The sequence below is a fragment of the Vibrio neptunius genome (assembly GCA_019339365.1).
GTDB lineage: Bacteria > Pseudomonadota > Gammaproteobacteria > Enterobacterales > Vibrionaceae > Vibrio > Vibrio neptunius.
The window spans coordinates 3,327,200-3,352,287 of the sequence record CP079859.1; the positions used below are offsets into that span (position 1 = coordinate 3,327,200).

18 protein-coding genes, 4 tRNA genes, 3 rRNA genes, 1 pseudogene and 1 other annotated feature are annotated in these 25,088 nt (G+C 45.4%); of the genes and pseudogenes, 5 read left to right on the top strand and 21 right to left on the bottom strand.

The window, feature by feature from the left end:
• Positions 1 to 63 precede the first annotated feature (63 nt).
• The 11 genes from ndk to trmJ all read right to left on the bottom strand — a co-directional run bounded on the left by ndk (position 64) and on the right by trmJ (position 8,587).
• Positions 64 to 492: a nucleoside-diphosphate kinase gene (gene ndk, locus KW548_15435; GenBank protein ID QXX06437.1), complete on the bottom strand. Its 429-nt coding sequence runs from the start codon at positions 490 to 492 to the stop codon at positions 64 to 66.
• Between the two features lie 52 nt (positions 493 to 544).
• Positions 545 to 1,843, bottom strand: coding sequence for an aminopeptidase PepB (pepB, locus tag KW548_15440; GenBank protein QXX06438.1), 1,299 nt, complete (start codon positions 1,841 to 1,843; stop codon positions 545 to 547).
• Between the two features lie 161 nt (positions 1,844 to 2,004).
• A complete protein-coding gene (iscX, locus tag KW548_15445) occupies positions 2,005 to 2,199 on the bottom strand; it encodes a Fe-S cluster assembly protein IscX (protein QXX06439.1) in 195 nt (64 codons plus the stop codon).
• A 172-nt stretch (positions 2,200 to 2,371) separates the two neighbouring features.
• The gene (fdx, locus tag KW548_15450; GenBank protein ID QXX06440.1) at positions 2,372 to 2,710 is read right to left on the bottom strand and encodes an ISC system 2Fe-2S type ferredoxin; all 339 of its coding nucleotides are present in this window, start codon (positions 2,708 to 2,710) and stop codon (positions 2,372 to 2,374) included.
• Between the two features lie 12 nt (positions 2,711 to 2,722).
• Positions 2,723 to 4,576, bottom strand: a complete 1,854-nt coding sequence (hscA, locus tag KW548_15455) for a Fe-S protein assembly chaperone HscA (protein ID QXX06441.1) — start codon at positions 4,574 to 4,576, stop codon at positions 2,723 to 2,725.
• 19 nt (positions 4,577 to 4,595) lie between these two features.
• Positions 4,596 to 5,111 carry a co-chaperone HscB gene (hscB, locus tag KW548_15460; protein QXX06442.1) on the bottom strand — a complete coding sequence of 172 codons (516 nt, stop codon included), beginning with the start codon at positions 5,109 to 5,111 and terminating at the stop codon, positions 4,596 to 4,598.
• Between the two features lie 55 nt (positions 5,112 to 5,166).
• Positions 5,167 to 5,490, bottom strand: a complete 324-nt coding sequence (gene iscA, locus KW548_15465; protein QXX06443.1) for an iron-sulfur cluster assembly protein IscA — start codon at positions 5,488 to 5,490, stop codon at positions 5,167 to 5,169.
• Positions 5,491 to 5,558: 68 nt separating this feature from the next.
• Positions 5,559 to 5,942, bottom strand: a complete 384-nt coding sequence (gene iscU / locus KW548_15470) for a Fe-S cluster assembly scaffold IscU (protein ID QXX06444.1) — start codon at positions 5,940 to 5,942, stop codon at positions 5,559 to 5,561.
• Positions 5,943 to 5,992: 50 nt separating this feature from the next.
• A complete protein-coding gene (locus KW548_15475) occupies positions 5,993 to 7,207 on the bottom strand; it encodes an IscS subfamily cysteine desulfurase (protein QXX06445.1) in 1,215 nt (404 codons plus the stop codon).
• Positions 7,208 to 7,236: 29 nt separating this feature from the next.
• On the bottom strand, positions 7,237 to 7,743 hold the full coding sequence (gene iscR, locus KW548_15480; GenBank protein QXX06446.1) for a Fe-S cluster assembly transcriptional regulator IscR: 507 nt from the start codon (positions 7,741 to 7,743) through the stop codon (positions 7,237 to 7,239).
• 118 nt (positions 7,744 to 7,861) lie between these two features.
• Complete coding sequence (gene trmJ / locus KW548_15485; GenBank protein ID QXX06447.1) at positions 7,862 to 8,587, bottom strand: tRNA (cytosine(32)/uridine(32)-2'-O)-methyltransferase TrmJ; 726 nt, start codon at positions 8,585 to 8,587, stop codon at positions 7,862 to 7,864.
• Positions 8,588 to 8,765: 178 nt separating this feature from the next.
• Here trmJ and suhB point away from each other — a divergent pair, with 178 nt between their 5' ends.
• The gene (gene suhB, locus KW548_15490) at positions 8,766 to 9,569 is read left to right on the top strand and encodes an inositol-1-monophosphatase (protein ID QXX06448.1); all 804 of its coding nucleotides are present in this window, start codon (positions 8,766 to 8,768) and stop codon (positions 9,567 to 9,569) included.
• 555 nt (positions 9,570 to 10,124) lie between these two features.
• Here suhB and KW548_15495 read toward each other — a convergent pair.
• The 10 genes from KW548_15495 to rluD all read right to left on the bottom strand — a co-directional run bounded on the left by KW548_15495 (position 10,125) and on the right by rluD (position 20,485).
• Positions 10,125 to 10,201: transfer RNA gene (locus KW548_15495), tRNA-Trp, on the bottom strand.
• A gap of 35 nt (positions 10,202 to 10,236) precedes the next feature.
• Positions 10,237 to 10,313 (bottom strand) — tRNA-Asp (locus KW548_15500).
• A gap of 32 nt (positions 10,314 to 10,345) precedes the next feature.
• Positions 10,346 to 10,461, bottom strand: a 5S ribosomal RNA gene (gene rrf, locus KW548_15505).
• 105 nt (positions 10,462 to 10,566) lie between these two features.
• Positions 10,567 to 13,456 (bottom strand): 23S ribosomal RNA (locus KW548_15510).
• A gap of 314 nt (positions 13,457 to 13,770) precedes the next feature.
• Positions 13,771 to 13,846: transfer RNA gene (locus KW548_15515), tRNA-Glu, on the bottom strand.
• Between the two features lie 25 nt (positions 13,847 to 13,871).
• Positions 13,872 to 13,947, bottom strand: a tRNA-Ala gene (locus tag KW548_15520).
• 58 nt (positions 13,948 to 14,005) lie between these two features.
• Positions 14,006 to 15,556, bottom strand: a 16S ribosomal RNA gene (locus tag KW548_15525).
• Together the 16S, 23S and 5S rRNA genes with 4 tRNA genes alongside form the textbook arrangement of a ribosomal RNA operon.
• A gap of 532 nt (positions 15,557 to 16,088) precedes the next feature.
• The gene (gene clpB, locus KW548_15530; GenBank protein QXX06449.1) at positions 16,089 to 18,662 is read right to left on the bottom strand and encodes an ATP-dependent chaperone ClpB; all 2,574 of its coding nucleotides are present in this window, start codon (positions 18,660 to 18,662) and stop codon (positions 16,089 to 16,091) included.
• Between the two features lie 112 nt (positions 18,663 to 18,774).
• Positions 18,775 to 19,503, bottom strand: coding sequence for a peptidoglycan editing factor PgeF (gene pgeF / locus KW548_15535; GenBank protein ID QXX06450.1), 729 nt, complete (start codon positions 19,501 to 19,503; stop codon positions 18,775 to 18,777).
• A gap of 1 nt (position 19,504) precedes the next feature.
• The gene (gene rluD, locus KW548_15540) at positions 19,505 to 20,485 is read right to left on the bottom strand and encodes a 23S rRNA pseudouridine(1911/1915/1917) synthase RluD (protein QXX06451.1); all 981 of its coding nucleotides are present in this window, start codon (positions 20,483 to 20,485) and stop codon (positions 19,505 to 19,507) included.
• A 130-nt stretch (positions 20,486 to 20,615) separates the two neighbouring features.
• Here rluD and bamD point away from each other — a divergent pair, with 130 nt between their 5' ends.
• The 4 genes and pseudogenes from bamD (at position 20,616) to pheA (ending at position 25,009) form a co-directional block, all read left to right on the top strand.
• On the top strand, positions 20,616 to 21,341 hold the full coding sequence (gene bamD / locus KW548_15545; protein ID QXX06452.1) for an outer membrane protein assembly factor BamD: 726 nt from the start codon (positions 20,616 to 20,618) through the stop codon (positions 21,339 to 21,341).
• Positions 21,342 to 21,450: 109 nt separating this feature from the next.
• Positions 21,451 to 22,895 (top strand): annotated as a pseudogene (locus KW548_15550) (lytic transglycosylase F).
• 341 nt (positions 22,896 to 23,236) lie between these two features.
• A complete protein-coding gene (raiA, locus tag KW548_15555; protein QXX06453.1) occupies positions 23,237 to 23,566 on the top strand; it encodes a ribosome-associated translation inhibitor RaiA in 330 nt (109 codons plus the stop codon).
• A gap of 129 nt (positions 23,567 to 23,695) precedes the next feature.
• Positions 23,696 to 23,817, top strand: a sequence feature (Phe leader region).
• 13 nt (positions 23,818 to 23,830) lie between these two features.
• Positions 23,831 to 25,009 (top strand): prephenate dehydratase, encoded by a 1,179-nt coding sequence (gene pheA / locus KW548_15560; GenBank protein QXX06454.1) that lies wholly within the window; start codon positions 23,831 to 23,833, stop codon positions 25,007 to 25,009.
• The last annotated feature ends 79 nt before the right edge of the window (positions 25,010 to 25,088 follow it).

A 25,088-nucleotide genomic window follows, 5' to 3' on the forward strand; every position in this document is an offset into this window, starting at 1 on the left:
TAAGAACAAGAGTGCTGCTTAACGTAACGTTGCACAGCACATCAGATTAGGACTCGATTTCAATCAAGTGCGTGGGCAAATCTCTGCCTGTGGGAAGAAGAACTCAATCTCACGAGCGGCCGATTCAGGACTATCTGAACCATGCACAGAGTTGTGACGCATACTCAGCGCGTAGTCGGCACGAATCGTGCCACATGCAGCTTCTTCTGGATTCGTTTTGCCCATTAATTCGCGATAACGAGCTATTGCATTTTCACCTTCAAGAACTTGGACCATGATAGGGCCTGAGGTCATGAACTCTTTTAAAGCAGGGAAAAAAGGTTTGCCTTCATGTTCAGCATAGAAGCCACTCGCTTGCTCTTCGGTTAACTGCACCATTTTCGCTGCAATAATTTGAAGGCCCGCTTTTTCAATGCGATGATAAATCTCACCAATCAGGTTACGTTCTACTGCATCAGGCTTGATGATAGAAAAAGTTCTTTCTAGAGCCATAGGGTATCCTTTTATTTTCTTTGTTTTTCAGGAGGTCATTGACCTCTCACAATTATTTGTTTGCTTGCTGAATCAGTAAACCAGCTAGGGTACGCACACCAACGCCGGTTGCGCCAGCAGCCCATTTATCTGTTGCTGATTTGCGATATGTAGCAGAACAGTCGAAATGCAACCAGCCCTTTTTGTAGTCCTCAACAAAGTAAGACAAGAAAGCAGCAGCCGTGCTGGCACCTGGAGAATAATCACCACTGCTGATATTAGATAAATCAGCAAAATTCGATGGCAACATACCACGGTGGAAATCCGCTAACGGCAACGGCCATAGGCCTTCTTTCTCTTCTTTTGCTGCAGATAATGCCTGCTGAGAGAGTTCTTCATCAAAACTCATTAATGCATGGTAATCATTACCTAGCGCGTTTTTAGCCGCACCTGTCAGCGTGGCACAATCTACAATCAATGCCGGTTTTTGCTCACTCGCATAAAGTAAGCCATCGGCGAGAACTAGGCGACCTTCCGCGTCGGTATTCAAGATCTCGACCGTTTTACCATTCTTGTAAGTAATGACATCACCCAGCTTCAACGCTCGGCCTGAGATCATGTTTTCAGCACAGCAAAGGATCAGTTTTACACGTTTGTTCAGGCCACGCATAATTGCCAGACCTAAGCCACCAGTGATCGTACCCGAACCGCCCATATCTGCTTTCATTGCCGCCATAAAGCCTGAAGGTTTGATACTATAACCACCAGAATCAAAAGTGATGCCCTTACCCACAAGACATGCCCAAACGGGTGCATTCTCATCGCCTGTTGGGTTGTAATCGAGTTGCAGCATGGCAGATGTACGCTCAGATCCGCGTCCTACCGCATAGATACCTTCCCAGCCTTCGGCCAGTAAGTCTTTATCTTTTACGATTCGAGCTTTAACCGTACCTTCTGGAGCGACCGACTTAATAAACTCAGCAGCCATAGTTGCGAGCTGACGTGGTGCTACTTCTTCAGCTGGTTTATTAATGATGTCACGAGTGAACTCGGTTGCCTTGATTCGTGCGTCCAACTCTCTTTGAGCCGTTTCGACTAACTCAGGTAGAGCTAATGCATTGTTTTTCTTTGGTCCTCGATAACCTTGATGAAATGCCCAAACACTCTCAAGATCCCAGCCCGCTCCCTCAAGAGATACAGAAGCGATACCTTGCGAATCCATTTTACGTGCAGCGCGTTGTACAGTGCCAAGATCATCTCCCGCACCAAGGTGAATGGTTGCATCCGTTTCCGTGAATGAAAGGATTGCTTTCTCTCCCCAATGTGGTGCCGCTGGCTCTTGACTCAAAAATACTGACATCTGTGTAGACATGGTTTCTCCTTGTCTTCTTATTGGCGTTGTCCAAGCCATCTTGTTTTACGTTCGGATGTTAGCATTTTGTAGAGCTAAAATGTCAATTCGATAAAAAAACGGGCGCTAAGGCCCGTTACTTTTAGTAAAATTTGTTAACTAGAAAGACTTTTTAGCAAGCGCTAATCCATTTCATCCATCCAGCATAGAATCACGGCTTCGAGAATCTTTTCGTTAGAGCGGTTAGGCTCATCATCAAACTCATCCAACTCAGTAATCCACTGATGAAGATCGGTAAAACGTACTGTTTTAGGATCTATTTCAGGGAACTTGTCGCACAATTCGATCGCGATATCGCGTGAATCTGTCCATTTCATAACCAATTCCTTATGTAATTCTTCTTGCTCACATCTATAAATGCAGAATACTCAAAATAATTGGAGTTGCGGCTAGGCAACAAGTAAGCTCATCCCTATGAGCATAGGTGTTCTATGCAATTGGAATGAGCTCACTTAGTAAACAACGCTGCGACTTCAAGTATGAAGAGTATTAGTGATCTTCTGAAGCGTGGTTAAGAGTGTATTTAGGAATCTCAACCACCAAGTCTTCGTCCGTAACTTTAGCCTGACAACCCAATCGTGATTCAGGCTCCAAGCCCCATGCTTTGTCCAGCATGTCGTCTTCCAACTCGTCACTCTCTTCCAAAGAGTCAAAACCTTCACGAACCACAATGTGACAGGTAGTACACGCACATGACTTTTCACACGCATGCTCGATACCGATACCATTTTTCAACGCCACATCCAGTACAGTTTCACCAGTATCTGCTTCTAGTACCGCACCTTCCGGGCATAAATCTTCGTGTGGTAATACTATAATCTTAGGCATAACTCTTATCTCTTAAATATCATCTACTGATTGACCTGACAGTGCAGCTCGAATCGATTTATCCATACGGCGAGAAGCAAAATCCTGACTCGCTTTATCAGTATCTTTGATTCCCTGCTCAATAGCATCCGCACTATCGCCATTACGCAGTTCAATCAATGATTCAATCGATTTAATCAGTGCTTCTCTTTCCGCTTCGGACAGTAAGTCATCACCGTCCGCTTGCATTGCAGCCAGTAACCCTTCAATGACACGATCAGCTTCTACTCGCTGTTCAGCCAGCGCACGTGCCATCATGTCGTCTTTCGCGTACGTCATAGAGTCACGCAGCATGTTTGCCACTTCGTCGTCACTCAAACCATAAGACGGTTTAACTTGTATTTCGGACTGAACACCAGTGCTCTTTTCCATTGCAGTAACTGAAAGAAGACCATCAGCATCAACTTGGTATGTCACACGAATATGAGCAGCACCAGCAGCCATTGGAGGAATGCCTTTTAATGAGAAACGTGCCAACGAACGGCAGTCATCAACCAGTTCACGCTCACCTTGTACAATGTGAACACTCATTGCAGTCTGACCATCTTTAAATGTCGTAAATTCTTGCGCACGAGCAACCGGAATCGTGGTATTACGTGGAACAATTTTCTCCACCAATCCACCCATGGTTTCAATACCTAGAGATAGTGGGATTACATCAAGAAGCAACATTTCAGAATCTGGCTTATTACCCGCGAGAATATCAGCCTGAATACCTGCACCAATCGCAACAACCTCATCAGGGTCAATACTTGTTAGCGGCTTACGACCAAAGAAGTCTCCCACCATTTCTCGGACGAGATGTGTACGAGTTGAACCACCTACCATCACAACTTCTAATACTTCGTCAGCATCAACTTCTGCATCTTTTAGCGCGCGGCGGCATGACATCAGCGTTTTCTTAACGAGAGGACGAATAAGATCTTCAAATTGCTCACGGCTAACACTGCCTTTCCAACCGAAAACTTCAACATCAACACTCTCTTTTTCAGAGAAAGCAATTTTGGTTTCAGTCGCGATGTTAAGTAACGTTCGTGTTTTTTCCGGTGATAATGGGGTTTCTAAGCCTGCTTGTTCCATTAAGTAGTCAGCAAGTAAGTGGTCAAAATCATCACCACCTAACGCAGAGTCCCCACCCGTTGCTAACACTTCAAACACACCTTTAGAGAGGCGCAGAATTGAAATATCAAAAGTACCACCACCCAGATCATAAACGGCGATAACGCCCTCTTGGCCGGAGTCTAGGCCATAAGCAATAGCCGCTGCAGTGGGTTCATTTAGCAAACGTAAAACGTGCATACCAGCTAACTTAGCGGCGTCTTTTGTACCTGCACGCTGAGCGTCATCAAAGTAAGCAGGAACGGTAATGACAACACCGGCTAACTCTCCGCCTAATGTTGCTTCCGCTCTCTGGCCTAGCGTCCTTAAAATATCGGCTGAAACCTCAATTGGATTCTTATCGCCCGCTTGTGTTTCAAGAACAGGTAAGCCGTTAGCGCTCGCTTTAAATTGGTAAGGCAGACTTGGGTAACGCTGTTGAATATCATCTAGAGAACGTCCCAGTAAACGCTTTACTGAAATAATGGTATTAGCAGGATCCTGCTCGGCCATGGCTTTTGCCTCGGCCCCAACAGTTAGTTCTTCACCAGAGTAGTTCACTACAGAAGGTAAGATACTATGACCATGTTCATCTTTAAGAGTTGCAGCGTCACCACTACGCACTGACGCAACCAATGAATTGGTAGTACCTAAATCGATACCTGCTGCAAGTTTGTGCTCATGAGGTGCCGAGCTTTGACCCGGTTCTGCAATTTGAAGTAGTGCCATGAGTGGTCCTTGTTTTTCACTAGCCGAGGAGTTTCTCTTCTACTAGCTCGATTTCATTTTTTAATTTGGCGATAAATTTGAGTTTACGTACACGCTCAGCGGCTTGTTGCCAAAGGCCATCATTCAGTTCCTGCTCTACCGATTTCAGGTGCTGCTTGTACATTTTGCTCACCTTGTTGTCAAAATCGAATAGTGCTTCTTCTGGTTCTGAACTAGATGGAATATCCTCAAGCTCTTCACGTAATTCCATCTGTTCCATTAGGAACATAGGATCACTCATGGTTTGTTGCTCACCACGAATATCAACACCGTTTTCTGCCAGCATATACTCTGCACGAGACAGAGGGCTCTTTAATACTTGATAGGCATCGTTGATTTCCGATGCTTTCTGAACCGCCATAAGACGGTCTCGCTCTGAAGCACTGGCAAAGTTATCTGGATGGAAGCGTTTTTGAAGTTCACGGAATTGTGAAGAAAGAAGGCTACCATCCAGCTGAAACTGACTTGGTAGCCCAAATAATTCAAAGTAATTCATGGAGAATTCGGTCCTTGGTAATCTACCTGCAAGCTATGCCTACAAGCGCTATCAATTATACGTTGAAGCTTTCACCGCAACCACATTCACTTTTAGCATTCGGATTGTTGAATTCAAACCCTTCGTTTAGGCCTTCTTTAACATAATCCAATTCAGTGCCGTCTAAGTATACAAGGCTCTTTTGGTCAATGATAACTTTCACGCCTTCATGCTCGAATACTGAATCTTCTTCGTTAAGCTCATCAACGAATTCAAGTACATATGCCATTCCAGAACAGCCTGTCGTTTTCACACCCAAACGCAAACCGATCCCTTTACCTCGGTTTTCTAGGAATGTTCTAACGCGACTTGCCGCGGTTTCTGTCATTGTGATGGCCATACTTGCACCTTAGTTTATTGATTGGCGAACGGAATGGGAGCTTTGGGCTCCCATTATATACAGATTACTTATTCTTGGTGTTTTTTCTTGTAGTCAGCAACCGCTGCTTTGATTGCATCTTCAGCAAGAATAGAGCAGTGTACTTTAACTGGTGGCAGCTCAAGTTCTTCAGCAATCTCAGCATTCTTAATTGCTGCTGCTTCATCAATGCTCTTACCTTTTACCCACTCGGTAACCAGTGAGCTTGATGCGATTGCACTACCACAACCGTATGTTTTGAACTTCGCATCTTCGATAATACCCTCAGATGTTACCTTAATTTGAAGCTTCATTACGTCACCACAAGCTGGAGCACCAACCATGCCGCTGCCTACTGCTGGGTCTTCTTTATCAAACGAACCAACGTTGCGTGGGTTCTCGTAGTGATCAATTACTTTTTCGCTATATGCCATGATTTTTACCTCGAATCCTCTATTAACTGACTTGGAACAACCTGATGAAATTAGTGGTGAGCCCACTCAACTGTATCTAGATCGATTCCTTCCTTGTACATATCCCATAGAGGAGACATGTCACGCAGTTTAGTTACTGCAGTACGAATTTGTTCAATTGCATAATCAATTTCTTCTTCAGTCGTAAATCGACCAAAAGAGAAACGTACAGAGCTATGTGCTAGTTCATCGTTTAGACCAAGAGCACGCAGCACATATGAAGGCTCTAGACTTGCCGATGTACACGCACTACCTGAAGAGACCGCTAGATCTTTAAGTGACATCAGTAGAGATTCACCTTCCACAAAGGCAAAGCTAACGTTCAGGTTGTGAGGAACACGTTGCTCAAAGTCACCGTTAACAGTTACAGCTTCTAAATCTTTAACACCGTCAAATAGTCGGTTGCGAAGCGCAAGTGCATGGTCAAAATCTTTTTGCATATCTTCTTTAGCAATACGGAACGCTTCGCCCATACCAACAATTTGGTGAGTAGCCAGTGTGCCTGAACGGAAACCACGCTCATGACCACCTCCGTGCATTTGTGCTTCAAGACGAATACGTGGCTTACGACGAACGTATAGTGCACCGATACCTTTAGGGCCATAAGCTTTATGAGCAGACAATGAGATAAGGTCTACTTTCATTTCCTTGACATCGATTGGTAGCTTACCCGCAGACTGAGCTGCATCAACGTGGAAAACCACTTTACGTTCACGACAAAGTTCACCAATAGAAGAGATATCTTGAATCACACCAATTTCGTTGTTCACATGCATGATTGAAACCAATACAGTGTCTTCACGCATTGCGGCTTCAAGCTTCTTAAGATCAATCAAACCGTTAGACTCAGGTTCAAGGTAAGTTACCTCAAAACCTTCGCGCTCTAGTTGGCGACATGGGTCAAGAACCGCCTTGTGCTCAGTTTTACACGTAATCACGTGTTTACCTTTCTTAGAATAGAAATGAGCTGCGCCTTTAATAGCTAGGTTATCTGATTCTGTCGCGCCAGAGGTAAAGACGATTTCGCGAGGGTCGGCATTCAGTAGATCAGCAATTTGTTCACGAGCAGTATCTACTGCTTCTTCTGCCTGCCAACCATATCGATGTGAACGCGATGCAGGGTTGCCAAACGTACCATCCATTGTCATGTACTGAACCATTTTTTCAGCTACACGGGGGTCTACAGGACAAGTCGCTGAGTAATCTAGGTAAATAGGCAGTTTCATTCTCTACTCCAATGTAACAGGCAAACCGCTTAAGAGCGGACATTTACACCGATGGGCGCGGTGTTAGAATTCTTGTTAGAAAACCCATGGTTAACCGTAAGACCAAGATCTTGTCGGTCTGAAATTTCTAGTACTTCGTTATCCGTCATCAACTCACCAAGAGTGATGTTGTTTAAGAAGTCACTGATGCGTGAACTTAAATCACGCCAAAGAGTGTGAGTAAGGCAACGAGTTCCACCTTGACAGTCTGCTCTACCGTTGCATTTGGTCGCATCAACCGACTCGTCTACGGCAGCAATCACGGTACCAATAGCAATAGAGTGAGCGTCTTCACCTAAACGGTAACCACCGCCTGGGCCACGAACACTGGCCACAAGGCCCGCTTTGCGTAGCTTTGAAAATAGCTGCTCTAAGTAAGACAACGAGATCCCTTGTCGCTCTGAAATGTCAGCCAAAGGCACTGGGTTTTGTTGCGAATGCAGAGCCACATCTAACATGGCTGTAACTGCGTATCTTCCTTTAGATGTAAGTCTCATATAACACCATATCCACACTGTTTATGTGATGGCGATTCTCACATACCTGACTAAATTGGTCAAGTATATATTTGACTGTTTTAGTCAGGTATTTAACTATGATTTTATTGTGGTTAATTTACTTATTGATTTTTCTTTCAATTGAGGTCAATACACCACGCAGAATATTCAGTTCTTGCGCTTCAGGTCTGGCTCTATTAAATAGCCTACGCAGCTTGTTCATCACTTTTCCAGGCTGCTCATCGCTAATAAATTGGGTCATAGTTGCCACTTTTTCAAGATGCGAAAAGAACATTTCTAACTCTTTATGTCTTGGATATTCCGCCACTTGATTTGGCTCATATTGACTCTGTTGCTTTTCCAAATAAGCCATACGAACTTCGTAGCTTAGTGTCTGAACAGCCATTGCCAGATTCAGAGAGCTGTACTCAGGATTAGCAGGAATACAAACATGATAGTGGCACGTCTGAAGCTCTTCGTTTGTTAATCCGGTCCGCTCGCGACCAAATACTAATGCGACCTGAGATGCTTCTCCTTGTTCGACAAATTTCTTACCACATTCACGCGGCTCTAACATTGGCCATTCTAAAGTACGTGAACGCGCACTTGAACCTACAACAAGGCTACAATCAGCAACAGCCTCATGTAATGTGTTGACTATCACTGCCGATCGGACGATATCTGCTGCGCCAGCAGCAAGTGCTGTTGCCTGCTCATCTATCTCACACTGTGGATCAACAAGTACTAAGTTATTCAGCCCCATGACTTTCATTGCTCTTGAAGCCGAGCCAATGTTTCCAGAGTGAGAGGTTCCAACAAGTACAACTTTGACATTGTTTAGCATCAGTGTTTTCCAAGACGTAATTTTGAACTGCGCGATATTAACATACACCTGAGTAAAATGGTCAGACCCTTTACTGTAATAAAACCAAAAGTTCAAAAAATAACCACTTCCATTTCGGTGTTTATCTGATATACTGCCGCCCGTTTTTCTGTTCTTTAACATCCGTTGGGAAATTAGTATGCATCCAATGCTTAATATTGCTATTCGTGCTGCACGAAAAGCAGGCAACCATATTGCTAAATCTTTAGAAAATGCTGAGAAGATTGAATCGACTCAAAAAGGCGTCAATGACTTCGTCACTAACGTAGACAAAGAAGCAGAAGCTATCATTATCGATACGATCAAAGCCTCTTACCCTGATCACACTGTAATTGGTGAAGAGTCAGGCCTTCTTCAAGGTAAAGATGACGAAGTGCAATGGATCATCGACCCACTGGATGGCACTACAAACTTTGTAAAAGGTTTACCTCACTTCTCTGTTTCTATTGCTGTACGCATCAAAGGCAAAACAGAAGTCGCTTGTGTTTACGACCCAATGCTGAATGAGCTTTTCACCGCTCAACGAGGTTCTGGCGCGCAACTTAATAATGCTCGTATCCGCGTCAAGCAAGTAAAAGACCTTCAGGGTACTGTTTTAGCAACGGGCTTCCCATTCAAACAGAAACAGCACTCAGAGTCTTACTTTAAGATTATGTCAGCACTATTCGTTGACTGTTCTGATTTCCGTCGCACAGGTTCGGCCGCTCTAGACCTATGTTACCTTGCAGCAAACCGTGTAGATGGTTTCTTTGAGCTTGGTCTTAAACCGTGGGATATCGCTGCTGGTGAGCTTATTGCTCGTGAAGCAGGTGCTATTGTTACTGATTTTGCTGGCGGCACTGACTATGTAAAATCAGGTAATGTTGTAGCTTCAAGCGCTCGCGGCGTTAAAGGCATGCTTAAGCACATCCGTGAAAACGGTAATGAAGCACTACTAAAATAATCTCAAAGCTCCGTCACAGCTGAAATTTTTAGCCCACTCATTAGAGTGGGCTTTTTTGTATCTACAGTATCTATAATTGGGAGCTAACTCTGCTATTAAGTCGCTATAGACACATAACTAAGGCAATATGTGATAAGAAAGTGATGCCTATTTTTAAAAACTACGGATGTATCGATACTAACGCATGGAGATAAAACCTCTTTTCTACTCTCTTCCCCTACTTTTAGTTGGCTGTGGCTCAGGTGCAGACATTGTGCCACTTTCTGAAATAGAACATTGTGATTCAATCCAACAGCATCAAGTAGAGCCTCTAGAATATGAAAGAGGTGGAGAGATTCGAACTCCCACACGCGCATGTTTTGGTATTAGCGGAATCCGCTGATCTTTTCTTGCCACAAAGAAAAAGGCTCTAGTCTTTCGACTAGAGCCTTGAAGATGGCAGGGGTGGAGAGATTCGAACTCCCAACACGCGCATGTTTTGGTATTAGCGGAATCCGCTGATCTTTTCTTGCCACAAAGAAAAAGGCTCTAGTCTTTCGACTAGAGCCTTGAATGTGGCAGGGGTGGAGAGATTCGAACTCCCAACACGCGGATTTGGAATCCGCTGCTCTGCCAATTGGAGCTACACCCCTGTGGTTCGTGTTTAAAGAGACGACTCTCGAATAAATGGCGGAGCGGACGGGACTCGAACCCGCGACCCCCGGCGTGACAGGCCGGTATTCTAACCAACTGAACTACCGCTCCGCACTGGTTAGACTCTTGAGTCTAAATTTAAAGCCTGGCGATGTCCTACTCTCACATGGGGAAGCCCCACACTACCATCGGCGCTATTGCGTTTCACTTCTGAGTTCGGCATGGAATCAGGTGGGTCCACAACGCTATGGTCGCCAAGCAAATTCTTTAATTCGGAAAGCTGTTTTCTCTTATACTAAAAGCGTGTTCTCTACACATTCAATCTGTTCTTGCTTTGAGTCCATCAAAACCCTTTGGGTGTTGTATGGTTAAGCCTCACGGGCAATTAGTACAGGTTAGCTCAACGCCTCACAACGCTTACACACCCTGCCTATCAACGTTCTAGTCTCGAACAACCCTTTAGGACCCTCAAGGGGTCAGGGAAGACTCATCTCAGGGCTCGCTTCCCGCTTAGATGCTTTCAGCGGTTATCGATTCCGAACTTAGCTACCGGGCAATGCCATTGGCATGACAACCCGAACACCAGAGGTTCGTCCACTCCGGTCCTCTCGTACTAGGAGCAGCCCCCTTCAATCTTCCAACGCCCACGGCAGATAGGGACCGAACTGTCTCACGACGTTCTAAACCCAGCTCGCGTACCACTTTAAATGGCGAACAGCCATACCCTTGGGACCGACTTCAGCCCCAGGATGTGATGAGCCGACATCGAGGTGCCAAACACCGCCGTCGATATGAACTCTTGGGCGGTATCAGCCTGTTATCCCCGGAGTACCTTTTATCCGTTGAGCGATGGCCCTTCCATTCAGAACCACCGGATCACTATGACCTGCTTTCGCACCTGCTCGAATTGTCATTCTCGCAGTCAAGCGGGCTTATGCCATTGCACTAACCTCACGATGTCCAACCGTGATTAGCCCACCTTCGTGCTCCTCCGTTACTCTTTGGGAGGAGACCGCCCCAGTCAAACTACCCACCAGGCACTGTCCTCAACCCGGATAACGGGTCTAAGTTAGAACATCAACACTACAAGGGTGGTATTTCAAGGACGGCTCCACCGATACTGGCGTACCGGGTTCAAAGCCTCCCACCTATCCTACACATGTAGGGTCAATGTTCAGTGCCAAGCTGTAGTAAAGGTTCACGGGGTCTTTCCGTCTAGCCGCGGGTACACTGCATCTTCACAGCGATTTCAATTTCACTGAGTCTCGGGTGGAGACAGCGTGGCCATCATTACGCCATTCGTGCAGGTCGGAACTTACCCGACAAGGAATTTCGCTACCTTAGGACCGTTATAGTTACGGCCGCCGTTTACCGGGGCTTCGATCAAGAGCTTCGACTTACGTCTAACCCCATCAATTAACCTTCCGGCACCGGGCAGGCGTCACACCGTATACGTCATCTTACGATTTTGCACAGTGCTGTGTTTTTAATAAACAGTTGCAGCCACCTGGTATCTGCGACTCTCAATAGCTCCATCCGCGAGGGACTTCACCGTCAAGAGCGTACCTTCTCCCGAAGTTACGGTACCATTTTGCCTAGTTCCTTCACCCGAGTTCTCTCAAGCGCCTTGGTATTCTCTACCCGACCACCTGTGTCGGTTTGGGGTACGATTCCTTACAATCTGAAGCTTAGAGGCTTTTCCTGGAAGCATGGCATCAATGACTTCACATCCGTAGATGCTCGACATCGTGTCTCAGCCTTAGAGAGAGCCGGATTTACCTAACTCTCAAGCCTACGCACTTGAACCTGGACAACCGTCGCCAGGCCCACCTAGCCTTCTCCGTCCCCCCATCGCAATTGTAAGAAGTACGGGAATATTAACCCGTTTCCCATCGACTACGCCTTTCGGCCTCGCCTTAGGGGTCGACTTACCCTGCCCCGATTAACGTTGGACAGGAACCCTTGGTCTTCCGGCGAGGAGGTTTTTCACCCCCTTTATCGTTACTCATGTCAGCATTCGCACTTCTGATACCTCCAGCAAGCTTTACAACTCACCTTCAACGGCTTACAGAACGCTCCCCTACCCAATACCATAAATGGCATTGCCGCAGCTTCGGTTTACAGCTTAGCCCCGTTACATCTTCCGCGCAGGCCGACTCGACTAGTGAGCTATTACGCTTTCTTTAAATGATGGCTGCTTCTAAGCCAACATCCTAGCTGTCTAAGCCTTCCCACATCGTTTCCCACTTAGCTGTAATTTGGGACCTTAGCTGGCGGTCTGGGTTGTTTCCCTCTCCACGACGGACGTTAGCACCCGCCGTGTGTCTCCCGGATAGTACTTACTGGTATTCGGAGTTTGCAAAGGGTTGGTAAGTCGGGATGACCCCCTAGCCTTAACAGTGCTCTACCCCCAGTAGTATTCGTCCGAGGCTCTACCTAAATAGATTTCGGGGAGAACCAGCTATCTCCAGGTTTGATTGGCCTTTCACCCCTAGCCACAAGTCATCCGCTAATTTTTCAACATTAGTCGGTTCGGTCCTCCAGTTGATGTTACTCAACCTTCAACCTGCCCATGGCTGGATCACCTGGTTTCGGGTCTATATCCAGCAACTCGACGCCCAGTTAAGACTCGATTTCTCTACGGCTCCCCTAGATGGTTAACCTTGCTACTGAATATAAGTCGCTGACCCATTATACAAAAGGTACGCAGTCACACCACGAAGGTGCTCCTACTGCTTGTACGTACACGGTTTCAGGTTCTATTTCACTCCCCTCACAGGGGTTCTTTTCGCCTTTCCCTCACGGTACTGGTTCACTATCGGTCAGTCAGTAGTATTTAGCCTTGGAGGATGGTCCCCCCATATTCAGACAGGATATCACGTGTCCCGCCCTACTCGATTTCACCTAAAATGCGCTGCCGGTTACGGGGCTATCACCCTGTATCGCAGACCTTTCCAGAACTTTCACCTGACGCATTAAAGGCTTAAGGGCTAATCCAATTTCGCTCGCCGCTACTTTCGGAATCTCGGTTGATTTCTTTTCCTCGGGGTACTTAGATGTTTCAGTTCCCCCGGTTCGCCTCATTACCCTATGTATTCAAATAATGATACCTGCTTATGCAGGTGGGTTTCCCCATTCGGAAATCCCAGACTCAAGTGGCTTTTACTGCCTAATCTGGGCTTATCGCAAGTTAATACGTCCTTCATCGCCTCTGACTGCCAAGGCATCCACCGTGTACGCTTAGTCACTTAACCATACAACCCCAAAGGGTCTTACAGTCAAACAACCAAAGTTGTCTGCAATTATTTAAACATGATGCAGACTCGATTTTGCCGGACTCAAATATAAACATCACAAGGATGTTTCCAAGAACACTTGAATGTGTGTTGGTACCTAAATCTCTCTTTATTTAGCGAAAGTTAGGATTTGAGAACTTTTAAATGAATAACAACGCATCTCATAGAGATGGGGATTGTTGTTATTCGTCAGCTTTCCAAATTGTTAAAGAGCTAATCACTTCTCATGAAGTAACCATTTTTAAAAGCACTTAAATAAATGCACTTAAAGATGGTATCCCGTAGGGGAGTCGAACCCCTGTTACCGCCGTGAAAGGGCGGTGTCCTAGGCCTCTAGACGAACGGGACACTGAATATTTCTTAATAGAAATATTGGTGGAGCTAATCGGGATCGAACCGATGACCTCTTCGCTGCCAGCGAAGCGCTCTCCCAGCTGAGCTATAGCCCCTCTTTAATTTTTATAAACCATCAATCTGTGTGGACACTCATCATGAGTAATCATCGTATAAGGAGGTGATCCAGCGCCAGGTTCCCCTAGCGCTACCTTGTTACGACTTCACCCCAGTCATGAACCACAAAGTGGTGAGCGTCCCCCGAAGGTTAAACTACCCACTTCTTTTGCAGCCCACTCCCATGGTGTGACGGGCGGTGTGTACAAGGCCCGGGAACGTATTCACCGTGGCATTCTGATCCACGATTACTAGCGATTCCGACTTCATGGAGTCGAGTTGCAGACTCCAATCCGGACTACGACGCACTTTTTGGGATTCGCTCACTTTCGCAAGTTGGCTGCCCTCTGTATGCGCCATTGTAGCACGTGTGTAGCCCTACTCGTAAGGGCCATGATGACTTGACGTCGTCCCCACCTTCCTCCGGTTTATCACCGGCAGTCTCCCTGGAGTTCCCGACATTACTCGCTGGCAAACAAGGATAAGGGTTGCGCTCGTTGCGGGACTTAACCCAACATTTCACAACACGAGCTGACGACAGCCATGCAGCACCTGTCTCTCAGTTCCCGAAGGCACAAGACTGTCTCCAGTCTCTTCTGAGGATGTCAAGAGTAGGTAAGGTTCTTCGCGTTGCATCGAATTAAACCACATGCTCCACCGCTTGTGCGGGCCCCCGTCAATTCATTTGAGTTTTAATCTTGCGACCGTACTCCCCAGGCGGTCTACTTAACGCGTTAGCTCCGAAAGCCACGGCTCAAGGCCACAACCTCCAAGTAGACATCGTTTACGGCGTGGACTACCAGGGTATCTAATCCTGTTTGCTCCCCACGCTTTCGCATCTGAGTGTCAGTATCTGTCCAGGGGGCCGCCTTCGCCACCGGTATTCCTTCAGATCTCTACGCATTTCACCGCTACACCTGAAATTCTACCCCCTCTACAGTACTCTAGTCTGCCAGTTTCAAATGCAATTCCGAGGTTGAGCCCCGGGCTTTCACATCTGACTTAACAAACCACCTGCATGCGCTTTACGCCCAGTAATTCCGATTAACGCTCGCACCCTCCGTATTACCGCGGCTGCTGGCACGGAGTTAGCCGGTGCTTCTTCTGCAGCTAACGTCAAATGATGCCGCTATTAACGACACCACCTTCCTCACTGCTGAAAGTACTTTACAACCCGAAGGCCTTCTTCATACACGCGGCATGGCTGCATCAGGCTTGCGCCCATTGTGCAATATTCCCCACTGCTGCCTCCCGTAGGAGTCTGGACCGTGTCTCAGTTCCAGTGTGGCTGATCATCCTCTCAGACCAGCTAGGGATCGTCGCCTTGGTGAGCCATTACCTCACCAACTAGCTAATCCCACCTGGGCATATCCTGACGCGAGAGGCCCGAAGGTCCCCCTCTTTGAGCCGAAGCTATTATGCGGTATTAGCCATCGTTTCCAATGGTTATCCCCCACATCAGGGCAATTTCCCAGGCATTACTCACCCGTCCGCCGCTCGACGCCGTTATCTCCACCCGAAGGCTTTGATAACTCGTTTCCGCTCGACTTGCATGTGTTAGGCCTGCCGCCAGCGTTCAATCTGAGCCATGATCAAACTCTTCAATTTAAGATTTTGTCGGCTCAATGAATACTGACTTCAAAACTACTGTGTAATTTTAAAGCTATTATCGTTCCAACAGAACGATAATGAATTGACTGTGCCAAGACTAAGTTTCCTTTTACAAAGAAAGCTAATCTCGATAGGTCACTTCGTTTCATTGAAACCTAATTTGAAGCCGAAGCTTCTAATTGGATTATCATCAACGAGTGCCCACACAGATTGATAGGTTTATATTGTTAAAGAACTTTGCTTCGAGCCTCACTCGAAACGGACGGCCATTTTAGCGATATAACTCATAGTGTCAAACACTTTTTTTGTTATTTCTCTTAAAGTTAAATGATTAACTTTACTCCGTCTTTTTATCGACGAGATTTGCTTAGCATCCCGTGACAACGAGGGCGCATTATAGGGAGTTCATTCGACAGTACAAGGGGTAAATGGAAAAAATCTGTACTTTTTACTTTGTTCGCTCGTAATTTAATCAAAACGATGTAAATGAAAGCAAAAAGGGCTCTCAAGAGCCCTTTTATCCATATTATTATTGATGTGCAATAATTTGATCTTTACTGACCAATAACTTAACGGGTTTATCTGGCACGATTTTCCCTGCCAGTATTGCTTTAGCCAGTGGATTTTCGACACTTTGCTGGATTGCCCTTTTCAGAGGTCGAGCGCCATATACCGGATCGAAGCCAACTTGCGCAATCAGATCCAGCGCCTTATCTGACACTTCCAGCGCATAACCTCTTTCTTCCATACGCTTGGACAGCCTTTGTAACTGAATAGATGCTATCGACTTAATGTGCTCCTGACCAAGTGGATGGAAAACTACACTCTCATCGACACGGTTTAGAAACTCCGGACGGAAATGTTTATTGACGACTTCCATCACCTGTTCTTTCATTCCGTGATAATCCAAAGAACCAAAGTTTTCCTGAATTCTCGCCGAACCTAAATTGGATGTCATGATAACAACCGTATTGCGGAAATCGACAGTGCGACCTTGGCCATCAGTTAAACGGCCATCATCAAGCACTTGCAACAGAATGTTGAACACATCTGGATGCGCTTTTTCAACTTCGTCTAACAAGATCACGGAGTAAGGTTTTCTGCGTACAGCTTCCGTCAGGTAGCCGCCTTCTTCATAGCCAACATATCCCGGAGGAGCCCCTACCAGTCGAGCGACTGAATGTTTTTCCATAAACTCGGACATATCAATTCGAACCATGGCGTCTTCACTGTCAAACATAAAGCTTGCCAGCGTTTTGCATAATTCCGTTTTACCAACACCTGTTGGGCCCAAGAATAAGAAGGAGCCTATCGGTTTATTAGGATCCGAAAGCCCTGCTCTGCTACGACGAATTGCATTTGAAACCACTTCTACAGCTTCAGTTTGACCAATAACACGATCATGTAGCACCTCTTCCATACGGAGAAGCTTTTCTTTTTCCGCTTCTAGCATTTTGGAAACTGGGATACCAGTCTGCTTAGACAATACGTCAGCTATCTCATTGTCTGTAACTTTGTTACGCAACAAGGTCATTTCCTGCATCTCAGCTTGAGTGGCCAAATCAAGTTGCTTTTCCAACTCAGGAATACGACCATACTGAAGTTCAGACATTCGATTAAGGTCACCAGCTCGACGAGCAAACTCCATATCCATTCGAGCCTGCTCTAACTCACTCTTAATGTGCTGCGTACCCGATAAGGACGCTTTTTCTGCGTTCCACACTTCTTCAAGCTCGGCAAATGCTCGCTCTTTATCTTCCAGCTCTTCATTAAGGTTGCTTAGACGTTTCTCACTCGCTTCATCGTGTTCATTGGTCAACGCTTGCTGTTCAATTTTAAGCTGGATAATTTTCCGCTCCAGCTTATCGAGCGACTCAGGTTTAGAGTCGATCTGCATGCGGATGCTTGATGCGGCCTCATCAATCAAGTCAATCGCTTTATCGGGCAATTGACGATCGGAGACGTAACGATGTGATAAACTCGCCGCAGCGACAATTGCAGGATCGGTAATTTCTACATGGTGATGCAGCTCGTAGCGCTCTTTCAATCCACGTAAAATCGCCACCGTGTCTTCAACCGAGGGCTCATCCACCAGCACTTTTTGAAAACGGCGCTCTAACGCCGGATCTTTTTCAATATATTGGCGGTATTCGTCTAATGTAGTGGCACCAACGCAGTGAAGCTCTCCACGTGCCAACGCCGGTTTGAGCATGTTACCTGCATCCATGGATCCTTCGCCTTTGCCGGCCCCAACCATGGTATGTATCTCATCAATAAAGAGGATGACATTGCCTTCTTCTTTGGACAGCTCATTAAGAACCGATTTCAATCGCTCTTCAAATTCACCACGATATTTAGCGCCAGCAACTAAAGCACCCATATCAAGTGACAGAACTCGTTTGTTGCGTAAGCCTTCAGGAACTTCATTATTGATGATGCGCTGCGCTAACCCTTCAACAATGGCGGTTTTACCAACACCGGGTTCACCGATAATCACTGGGTTATTCTTGGTTCGACGTTGCAGAACTTGAATCGTGCGGCGAATCTCGTCATCACGGCCGATGACTGGGTCCAATTTACCTTGCTCAGCTCGCTCGGTGAGATCGATAGTGAACTTTTCTAAAGCTTGGCGCAAATCTTCAGCATTTTGATCATTCACTTTTTGCCCGCCGCGAACCTTGTCAATGGCATCACTCAGCTTGGCTTCGGTTAAACCTAACTCTTTTAAAAGATCACCGAGTGGTCCGCGATCCTCAATGGCAGCAAGAAGGAAAACTTCTGAAGAAATGTAGGCGTCCTGACGCTTTTGCGCGACTTTGTCACACAAATTAAAAAGTGTACCCATCGAACTGGACAGCTGAACATCACCACCGATACCACTGACTTTGGGTAAACGGTCAAGAATTTCACTCAACTTAGAACGTAAATGGGTAACATCGACATCGAGCATCGTCAGTAATGGCCTAATAGGACTGCCATTCTGATCCATCAGCGCAACCATCAAGTGCACTGGTTCGATGTATTGATGATCGCGCCCCAGCGCGAGCGATTGTGCGTCAGATATCGCTATTTGGAATTTGCTTGTGAATCTGTCGAGACGCATACCTACCTTCCTAACCTTAACGGAGAATACTCTTATAGTCAGTATGAAAGATGGATACGCAAGAATCGATTTTCAAGGGGAGAGTGCTAAGTTTCCTTAGCAATTCTGGGCGTTACTTTTCCAACCATATAAACGTTGCTTGCCTCCCAGTAACCCCATCTCGACGATAAGAAAAGAAGCGCTGCGGATCGAGATAAGTACACAGTTCACTGTAATAAACGTCAGTCACACCGACGTTATTCAAGCGCTGAGTAACAAGCATGTTCATATCTGCTAGCCATTTCCCCGGCTTTTTACGTGGCACAAATGCCTTTTTAGCCTCAGAGTCGAACGAGATGAATGCATCCAATACGTCCTGACCAACCTCAAATGCAGAAGCACCGATTGCAGGACCAATCCAAGCCATTACCTGCCCGTCAAATTTCGCAACCGCATTTTCAACAATCCCATCGGCCAAACCGCGCCAGCCAGCATGAACCGCTGCCACTTGTGTACCAGCGGTATTGGTCAACAAAACGGGTAAACAATCAGCGGTCATAGCAGAACACACTACGCCTATTTGCTGAGTAAAGAGGCCATCAGCATCCAGTACGTTTTGCGTTGGTCTGTCAGCTTCTAATACAAGTGTAGAGTGTGTCTGATTAAGCCAGATTGGTGCCGTCGGCATCTGAGATTGCTGCGTTAACCATTGACGGTTCTTTTCAATAATCGCAAGTTCATCCCCAACATGTGCGCCAAGGTTTAACCCTTGATAAACACCAGAAGAAAAGCCTTGGTGTCGAGTCGAAGCAAAAGCTTTAACATGGCTCGGCGCAGGCCAGTTAGGGATGATAATATCCATCTTAGAATTCGTCTTCTAATCCGTGTTGTTGCGTATCTTGGCGAAGTGCTTCGGCCATTTCGACAATGTCATCTGGTACTGGCGCGTGGAACTCCAACTCTTCTCCGGTCACCGGATGATCAAACTTTAGCATCACAGCATGGAGCGCTTGACGATCAAACTTACGGATCATTTCCGCCAGTTCTTCTGAAGCACCAGAAGGAATTCGCGCACGACCACCATAAGCAGAATCACCTAACAAAGGATGCTGAAGGTAAGACATGTGCACACGGATCTGGTGAGTACGCCCGGTTTCAAGTCGTAAGCGAATACGAGTGTGTTCACGGAAATGTTCCGCAACTCGGTAATGCGTCACCGCAGGCTTACCCATTGGACTAACCGCCATCAAAGTACGCTTTGTTGAGTGACGGCCAATCGGCTGTTCTACTCGTCCACCAGCCGTCATACGGCCAATCGCGATAGCTTCGTACTCACGTACGAAGTTGCGCTTTTTCTGTAGAGCACGCACTAAACGAGTTTGGGCTGGCACCGTTTTGGCAACAACCATTAGGCCCGTTGTATCTTTATCGAGACGATGCACAATACCCGCACGTGGCACTTCAGCGATACTTGGATAATGGTGTAACAGCGCATTCAGTACTGTGCCATCTGGTGTACCTGCCCCTGGGTGTACAACAAAACCACGAGGTTTATTGATCACTAAGATGTCATCGTCTTCATATACGATATCAAGAGGAATATCTTGTGCTTCCCAGCGCTCTTCATCTTCCAGTTCTGCTTGAAGGATAATTTCCTCGCCACCCATAACCTTGGTGCGAGGTTTTGTGATCACTTCACCATTAACTTTAACTTTACCGCCAAGCAACCATTCCTTTAAGCGCGAGCGAGAAAAGTCAGCGAATAATTCTGCGATAGCTTGGTCTAGACGTTGGCCTAGTTGGCTATCTTTTACTGTATTTGTTAATTCAATCTGCTGAGCCATATCGAACTTTTTTAAAAACTGTGAGACTAATTGTCACTAGTGTGGAAGAATATCGCTCCATTGTATCTGCTACCGGCAAGAAAGTAACGGAAGCGCAAAAAATATTTATCTCAAGGAATCGAATCCTGACATGAAAAAGCATACTTTATCTGGCTTATTGGCACTGTCCGTTTTGGTTGGCTGTTCTAGCAGCGAAGAAATCGTTCCGGATGTACCGCCATCAGAACTCTACTCAGAAGCACAGGTATCGCTGCAAAGTGGCAATTGGTTAACAGCTATCAATAAGCTAGAAGCACTGGACTCTCGCTACCCATTCGGTGCTTATTCTGAGCAAGTTCAGCTGGATCTAATTTATGCTTACTACAAAAACGACGATTTAGCACTTGGCCTTGCAACTATTGAACGTTTCTCTCGCCTCAACCCAACTCACGAAAAGCTAGACTGGGTTTTGTACATGCGTGGCCTAACCCATATGGCACAAGATCGTAACTTTATGCATGACCTATTTAATGTTGATCGAAGTGATCGAGATCCTGAACCCGTCAAAAAAGCTTTTGCTGACTTCAAAAAGTTACTAGAGCGCCATCCAAATAGCCCTTACGCAGAAGATGCTCAAAAACGTATGTTTGCCCTGAAAAATCGTTTGGCTGACTACGATCTAGCAACAGCTGACTTCTATCTGCGTCGTGAAGCTTGGATAGCAGCCATCAATCGAACACAAGAATTACAAAAAACTTACCCAGATACAGAAGCAGCACGCAAATCACTTGAGATTCAACTCGAGGCTTACGAAAAGCTTGGTTTGGCCGATTCTGCTAAACATACCGAGCAACTTATCAGGCTAAACCCTCAGTAACGGATTATAAATAAGAATAAACGCCTCTTTATTGAGGCGTTTTTTTGCTTACTTTGCTGAGAGAGTTGTTAAGAACTACCTTTAAAAGATGATCTTTCGAGGGTATTTCATGAGCAAAATTGTCTTGTTTCTGATCTTGTTCGTCGCCATACAGCAACATGCCGACGCGCTGTCATTATCACCATTGAAAAAGATCCTTATTTTGGCGATCTGGACGAACTTGAAAGGAAAGGAGCGATACGAGTTCTCGTTTCAGCGGATCTTGGCTTTTACTATATTGAGGATGGCAAACCAAAAGGTATTCTCGCTGAATTGTTGTACCACTTTGAAAAAGAACTAAGACAACGTTCATCTTACTTTAACCTACAGATCATCCCTGTCCATCGAGATGAACTTCTCCCTTCTCTGGAAAAAGGCTTCGGTGATCTGATTGTCGCCAATCTGACAATGACTTCCTATCGTTCAAAATATGTCGATTTCAGCATTCCAGTTTTGCAGGTAGTGCGTGAGCTGTTAATCACTCATGATACTAACGTCCCGCCAATTACAGAGTTGAAAGAAATCAGTGGCCAAGAGATCTGGGTTAGAGCCAGCTCCAGTTACTTTGAAAGCTTACAAAAAGTCAATCAAATGCTTGATGTACATGATTTACAGCCTGTCACTATTCGCTTTGTTGAAGAAACTCTTCAAGATATTGAAATTATTGAACTTGTCAATCAAGGTCATATTAATGCTACCGTTCTAGACAGCCATAAAGCCGAACTCTGGCTTAAGGTTATGGATAACATACTCTTACACGATCAAGCACCTATCAGAGTGGATGGTAAAATTGCTTGGGCAATGCGAAAAAACAGCCCCCATTTACAGTCATTTGTAAACCAATATCTAAGGAAAACTCGATCAGGCACTTTGTTGGGTAACGTCATTTATGGCAAATATCTTGACAAAACAGGCTGGTTAAAACGTATTCTCCACCCTGATCATATTGGCCGCCTTGACTCGTTATCAGGCATCTTTGCCAATTATTCCGAACAATATGACTTTGACCCACTAATGATCTCAGCGCAAGGTTTTCAAGAATCGGGCTTAGATCAGAGCAAAGTGTCACACAAAGGTGCAGTGGGTATTATGCAGGTGTTACCGAGTACCGCTATGGATCCTAATGTCGCCATACCCAATATTTATCAAGTCGATAACAATATCCATGCGGGCGTGAAATACATGCGTTTTCTCAAGGACCGCTATTTTAGTGATGATGACATCACGCCCGACAATCAGGTTTATTTTTCCCTTGCCGCTTACAACGCTGGCCCTGCTAATATTCGTAAGATGCGTAATTTGGCCAAGCAGCATGGCTATGATCCAAATCGATGGTTCCGGCATGTTGAGATCATGGCAAGACGTAATATTGGTCGTGAGCCAGTTCACTATGTCTCCAACATCAATCGGTATTTTGTCATTTACAAGCAGCTCAACGCACTAAAAGAGCAACGTAAACTTCAATCCACTAGCAAAAGCACACCAGATCTCTTCGTTCCTAGTATCGATAAGTAACGCAGGGAAAATATACTCAGACAGAGAACCTGAAAACTATAAAGGGGAATGAGAAGAGAATCACACTGGTAGTTGAGCAACAATTAGCCGAAAGTTTTTATCAGGTCGAACAAGTGCCCTAAAAAGCAGATGATTTTTAGTATGTTGCCTCTCCCAATCTAGCGATATTTTTTTGGGGTACAAGCTTTTTCAGCGCCAAATAAACCAAGTATTTGAGATAGATCACGTTTAATTTCAATCTAAAAACACACCACCAAAAAAGTGATTTATATCACATTATTTTAAACTTGGGCGAGTAATCTGAAGTTAACCCATAAGGGATGCAACAGAGGAATACATCTATGAAAGTAAACATCACTGGTAAAAACATCGAAACCACCTCTGCAATCCGAGCTCATATCGAGAGCAAATTTAAAAAGCTGGAAAAATGGCAAGTAGACATCATCGGATGTCAGGCAAGCTTCTGTGAGGAGCCAAACAAACAGAAGAAATTTGAAGCTGTTATTACCGTCCCTAAAGGTCAGCTTGTGGCGTCTGCAACCAACGAAGATCTTTATATTGCGATCAATGAAGTAGAGCAAAAACTAGAACGTCAGCTAAATAAACTTCGTCACAAGCCTGAAGCACGACGTACAGAGAAACCAGAGCTTGAAGAGATAGAAAGCGAATAATTGTTAACTCATATTGATGAGTTACGGAGGATTTAAAAAATAGCGCCGAAAGGCGCTATTTTTTTGCTTGACGCTCACTAAGCGGTTGCTTATTGTGTTAGCAGCATCACAACAAAAGTAATAATTTATGACTCACAACACCCTGTTCTTTTTTGACTTCTTTTTTCTCCACTAAGCTTGGAGGCTCTCTCGTTTTCGAAAGAAAAGTCAAAAACGAACAGGAAGCCTCCCAAACGGGAGGCTTTTTTTATGAAGGAATGCAGGATGACCGAACAAAAATACTCACTCGATGAAATTCGCTTACGTTTAAATGAGCTGGATGACGAACTGTTGAAGCTCTTATCAGAACGAAGAAAAATGAGTATCGAGGTGGCAAAGAGTAAAGTTCAGACATCTAAACCAGTTCGTGACGCAAGTCGAGAACAACAGTTATTGGTGAAACTGATTAACGCTGGTCATAACAAGTATGAACTTGATGCTCAGTACATTACTAAGCTGTTCCACACTATTATTGAAGACTCCGTTTTACTGCAACAATCTTACCTGCAGAATCTCGCCAACCCTGAATTGAGCCGTAAACCGCTGGCTCGAGTGGCCTTTCTTGGATCTAAAGGCTCATACTCCCACCTCGCTAGCCGTGAGTATTTCAGCCGTAAAAACACAGAGCTGATAGAGCTCAATTGCGAGCACTTCAAAGAGGTGACACAGACGGTTGAATCTGGTCATGCCGATTATGGCGTACTGCCGATTGAAAACACTAGCTCCGGTTCAATCAATGAAGTATACGATCTGCTGCAACATACCACACTGTATATCGTTGGTGAAATGACCCTACCAATTGAACATTGCTTAGTTGCAACTTCGGATATTCGTTTAGAAGAGATAAAAACCCTCTACTCACACCCACAACCTCATCAACAATGCAGTGAATTCCTAAGCCGAATGAAAGGCGTCACACTGGAATCTTGTGCCAGCACTGCCGATGCAATGCAGAAGGTTAAGGAAATGGGTCGCCGCGATGTTGCCGCGATTGGTAATGCTTCAAGTGGTAAACTCTATGGTTTACAGTCGATCCAAGGCAATATTGCTAACCAAACTGAGAACCACACCCGTTTCATCATAGTAGCACGCAAACCCGTGGAGGTTTCCAGCCAGATCCCAGCAAAAACGACACTCATCATGTCAACCTCCCAAGACGCCGGCTCTTTAGTCGCAACTTTACTCGTGCTACAAAAGTACGGAATCAACATCAACAAATTGGAATCGCGTCCAATTATGGGGAACCCTTGGGAAGAAATGTTTTATGTTGATCTCGAATCTCACCTTGAATCCGAAGAGATGCAGCAAGCTCTGAACGAGCTAACAAAACTGACTAAACATTTAAAAGTTTTGGGTTGTTACCCAAGCGAAAATGTCAAACCAACAACAGTGAAACTTCAGTAATTAAACAATGCAGATCAAATAAATTACTTACAAGGACTGACACTAATTATAAATGCACCTAATATTCCGCTTGTTAGTT

Excerpts from the sequence above, each read along its gene's own strand:
- rluD (QXX06451.1), bottom strand. The coding sequence starts at position 20,485 with ATGGCTCAGCAGATTGAATTAACAAATACAGTAAAAGATAGCCAACTA.
- trmJ (QXX06447.1), bottom strand. The coding sequence starts at position 8,587 with ATGCTAAACAATGTCAAAGTTGTACTTGTTGGAACCTCTCACTCTGGA.
- hscB (QXX06442.1), bottom strand. The coding sequence starts at position 5,111 with ATGAATTACTTTGAATTATTTGGGCTACCAAGTCAGTTTCAGCTGGAT.
- iscU (QXX06444.1), bottom strand. The coding sequence starts at position 5,942 with ATGGCATATAGCGAAAAAGTAATTGATCACTACGAGAACCCACGCAAC.
- iscR (QXX06446.1), bottom strand. The coding sequence starts at position 7,743 with ATGAGACTTACATCTAAAGGAAGATACGCAGTTACAGCCATGTTAGAT.
- raiA (QXX06453.1), top strand. The coding sequence starts at position 23,237 with ATGAAAGTAAACATCACTGGTAAAAACATCGAAACCACCTCTGCAATC.
- pheA (QXX06454.1), top strand. The coding sequence starts at position 23,831 with ATGACCGAACAAAAATACTCACTCGATGAAATTCGCTTACGTTTAAAT.
- suhB (QXX06448.1), top strand. The coding sequence starts at position 8,766 with ATGCATCCAATGCTTAATATTGCTATTCGTGCTGCACGAAAAGCAGGC.
- clpB (QXX06449.1), bottom strand. The coding sequence starts at position 18,662 with ATGCGTCTCGACAGATTCACAAGCAAATTCCAAATAGCGATATCTGAC.
- iscX (QXX06439.1), bottom strand. The coding sequence starts at position 2,199 with ATGAAATGGACAGATTCACGCGATATCGCGATCGAATTGTGCGACAAG.
- pgeF (QXX06450.1), bottom strand. The coding sequence starts at position 19,503 with ATGGATATTATCATCCCTAACTGGCCTGCGCCGAGCCATGTTAAAGCT.
- KW548_15475 (QXX06445.1), bottom strand. The coding sequence starts at position 7,207 with ATGAAACTGCCTATTTACCTAGATTACTCAGCGACTTGTCCTGTAGAC.
- bamD (QXX06452.1), top strand. The coding sequence starts at position 20,616 with ATGAAAAAGCATACTTTATCTGGCTTATTGGCACTGTCCGTTTTGGTT.
- fdx (QXX06440.1), bottom strand. The coding sequence starts at position 2,710 with ATGCCTAAGATTATAGTATTACCACACGAAGATTTATGCCCGGAAGGT.
- ndk (QXX06437.1), bottom strand. The coding sequence starts at position 492 with ATGGCTCTAGAAAGAACTTTTTCTATCATCAAGCCTGATGCAGTAGAA.
- pepB (QXX06438.1), bottom strand. The coding sequence starts at position 1,843 with ATGTCTACACAGATGTCAGTATTTTTGAGTCAAGAGCCAGCGGCACCA.
- iscA (QXX06443.1), bottom strand. The coding sequence starts at position 5,490 with ATGGCCATCACAATGACAGAAACCGCGGCAAGTCGCGTTAGAACATTC.
- hscA (QXX06441.1), bottom strand. The coding sequence starts at position 4,576 with ATGGCACTACTTCAAATTGCAGAACCGGGTCAAAGCTCGGCACCTCAT.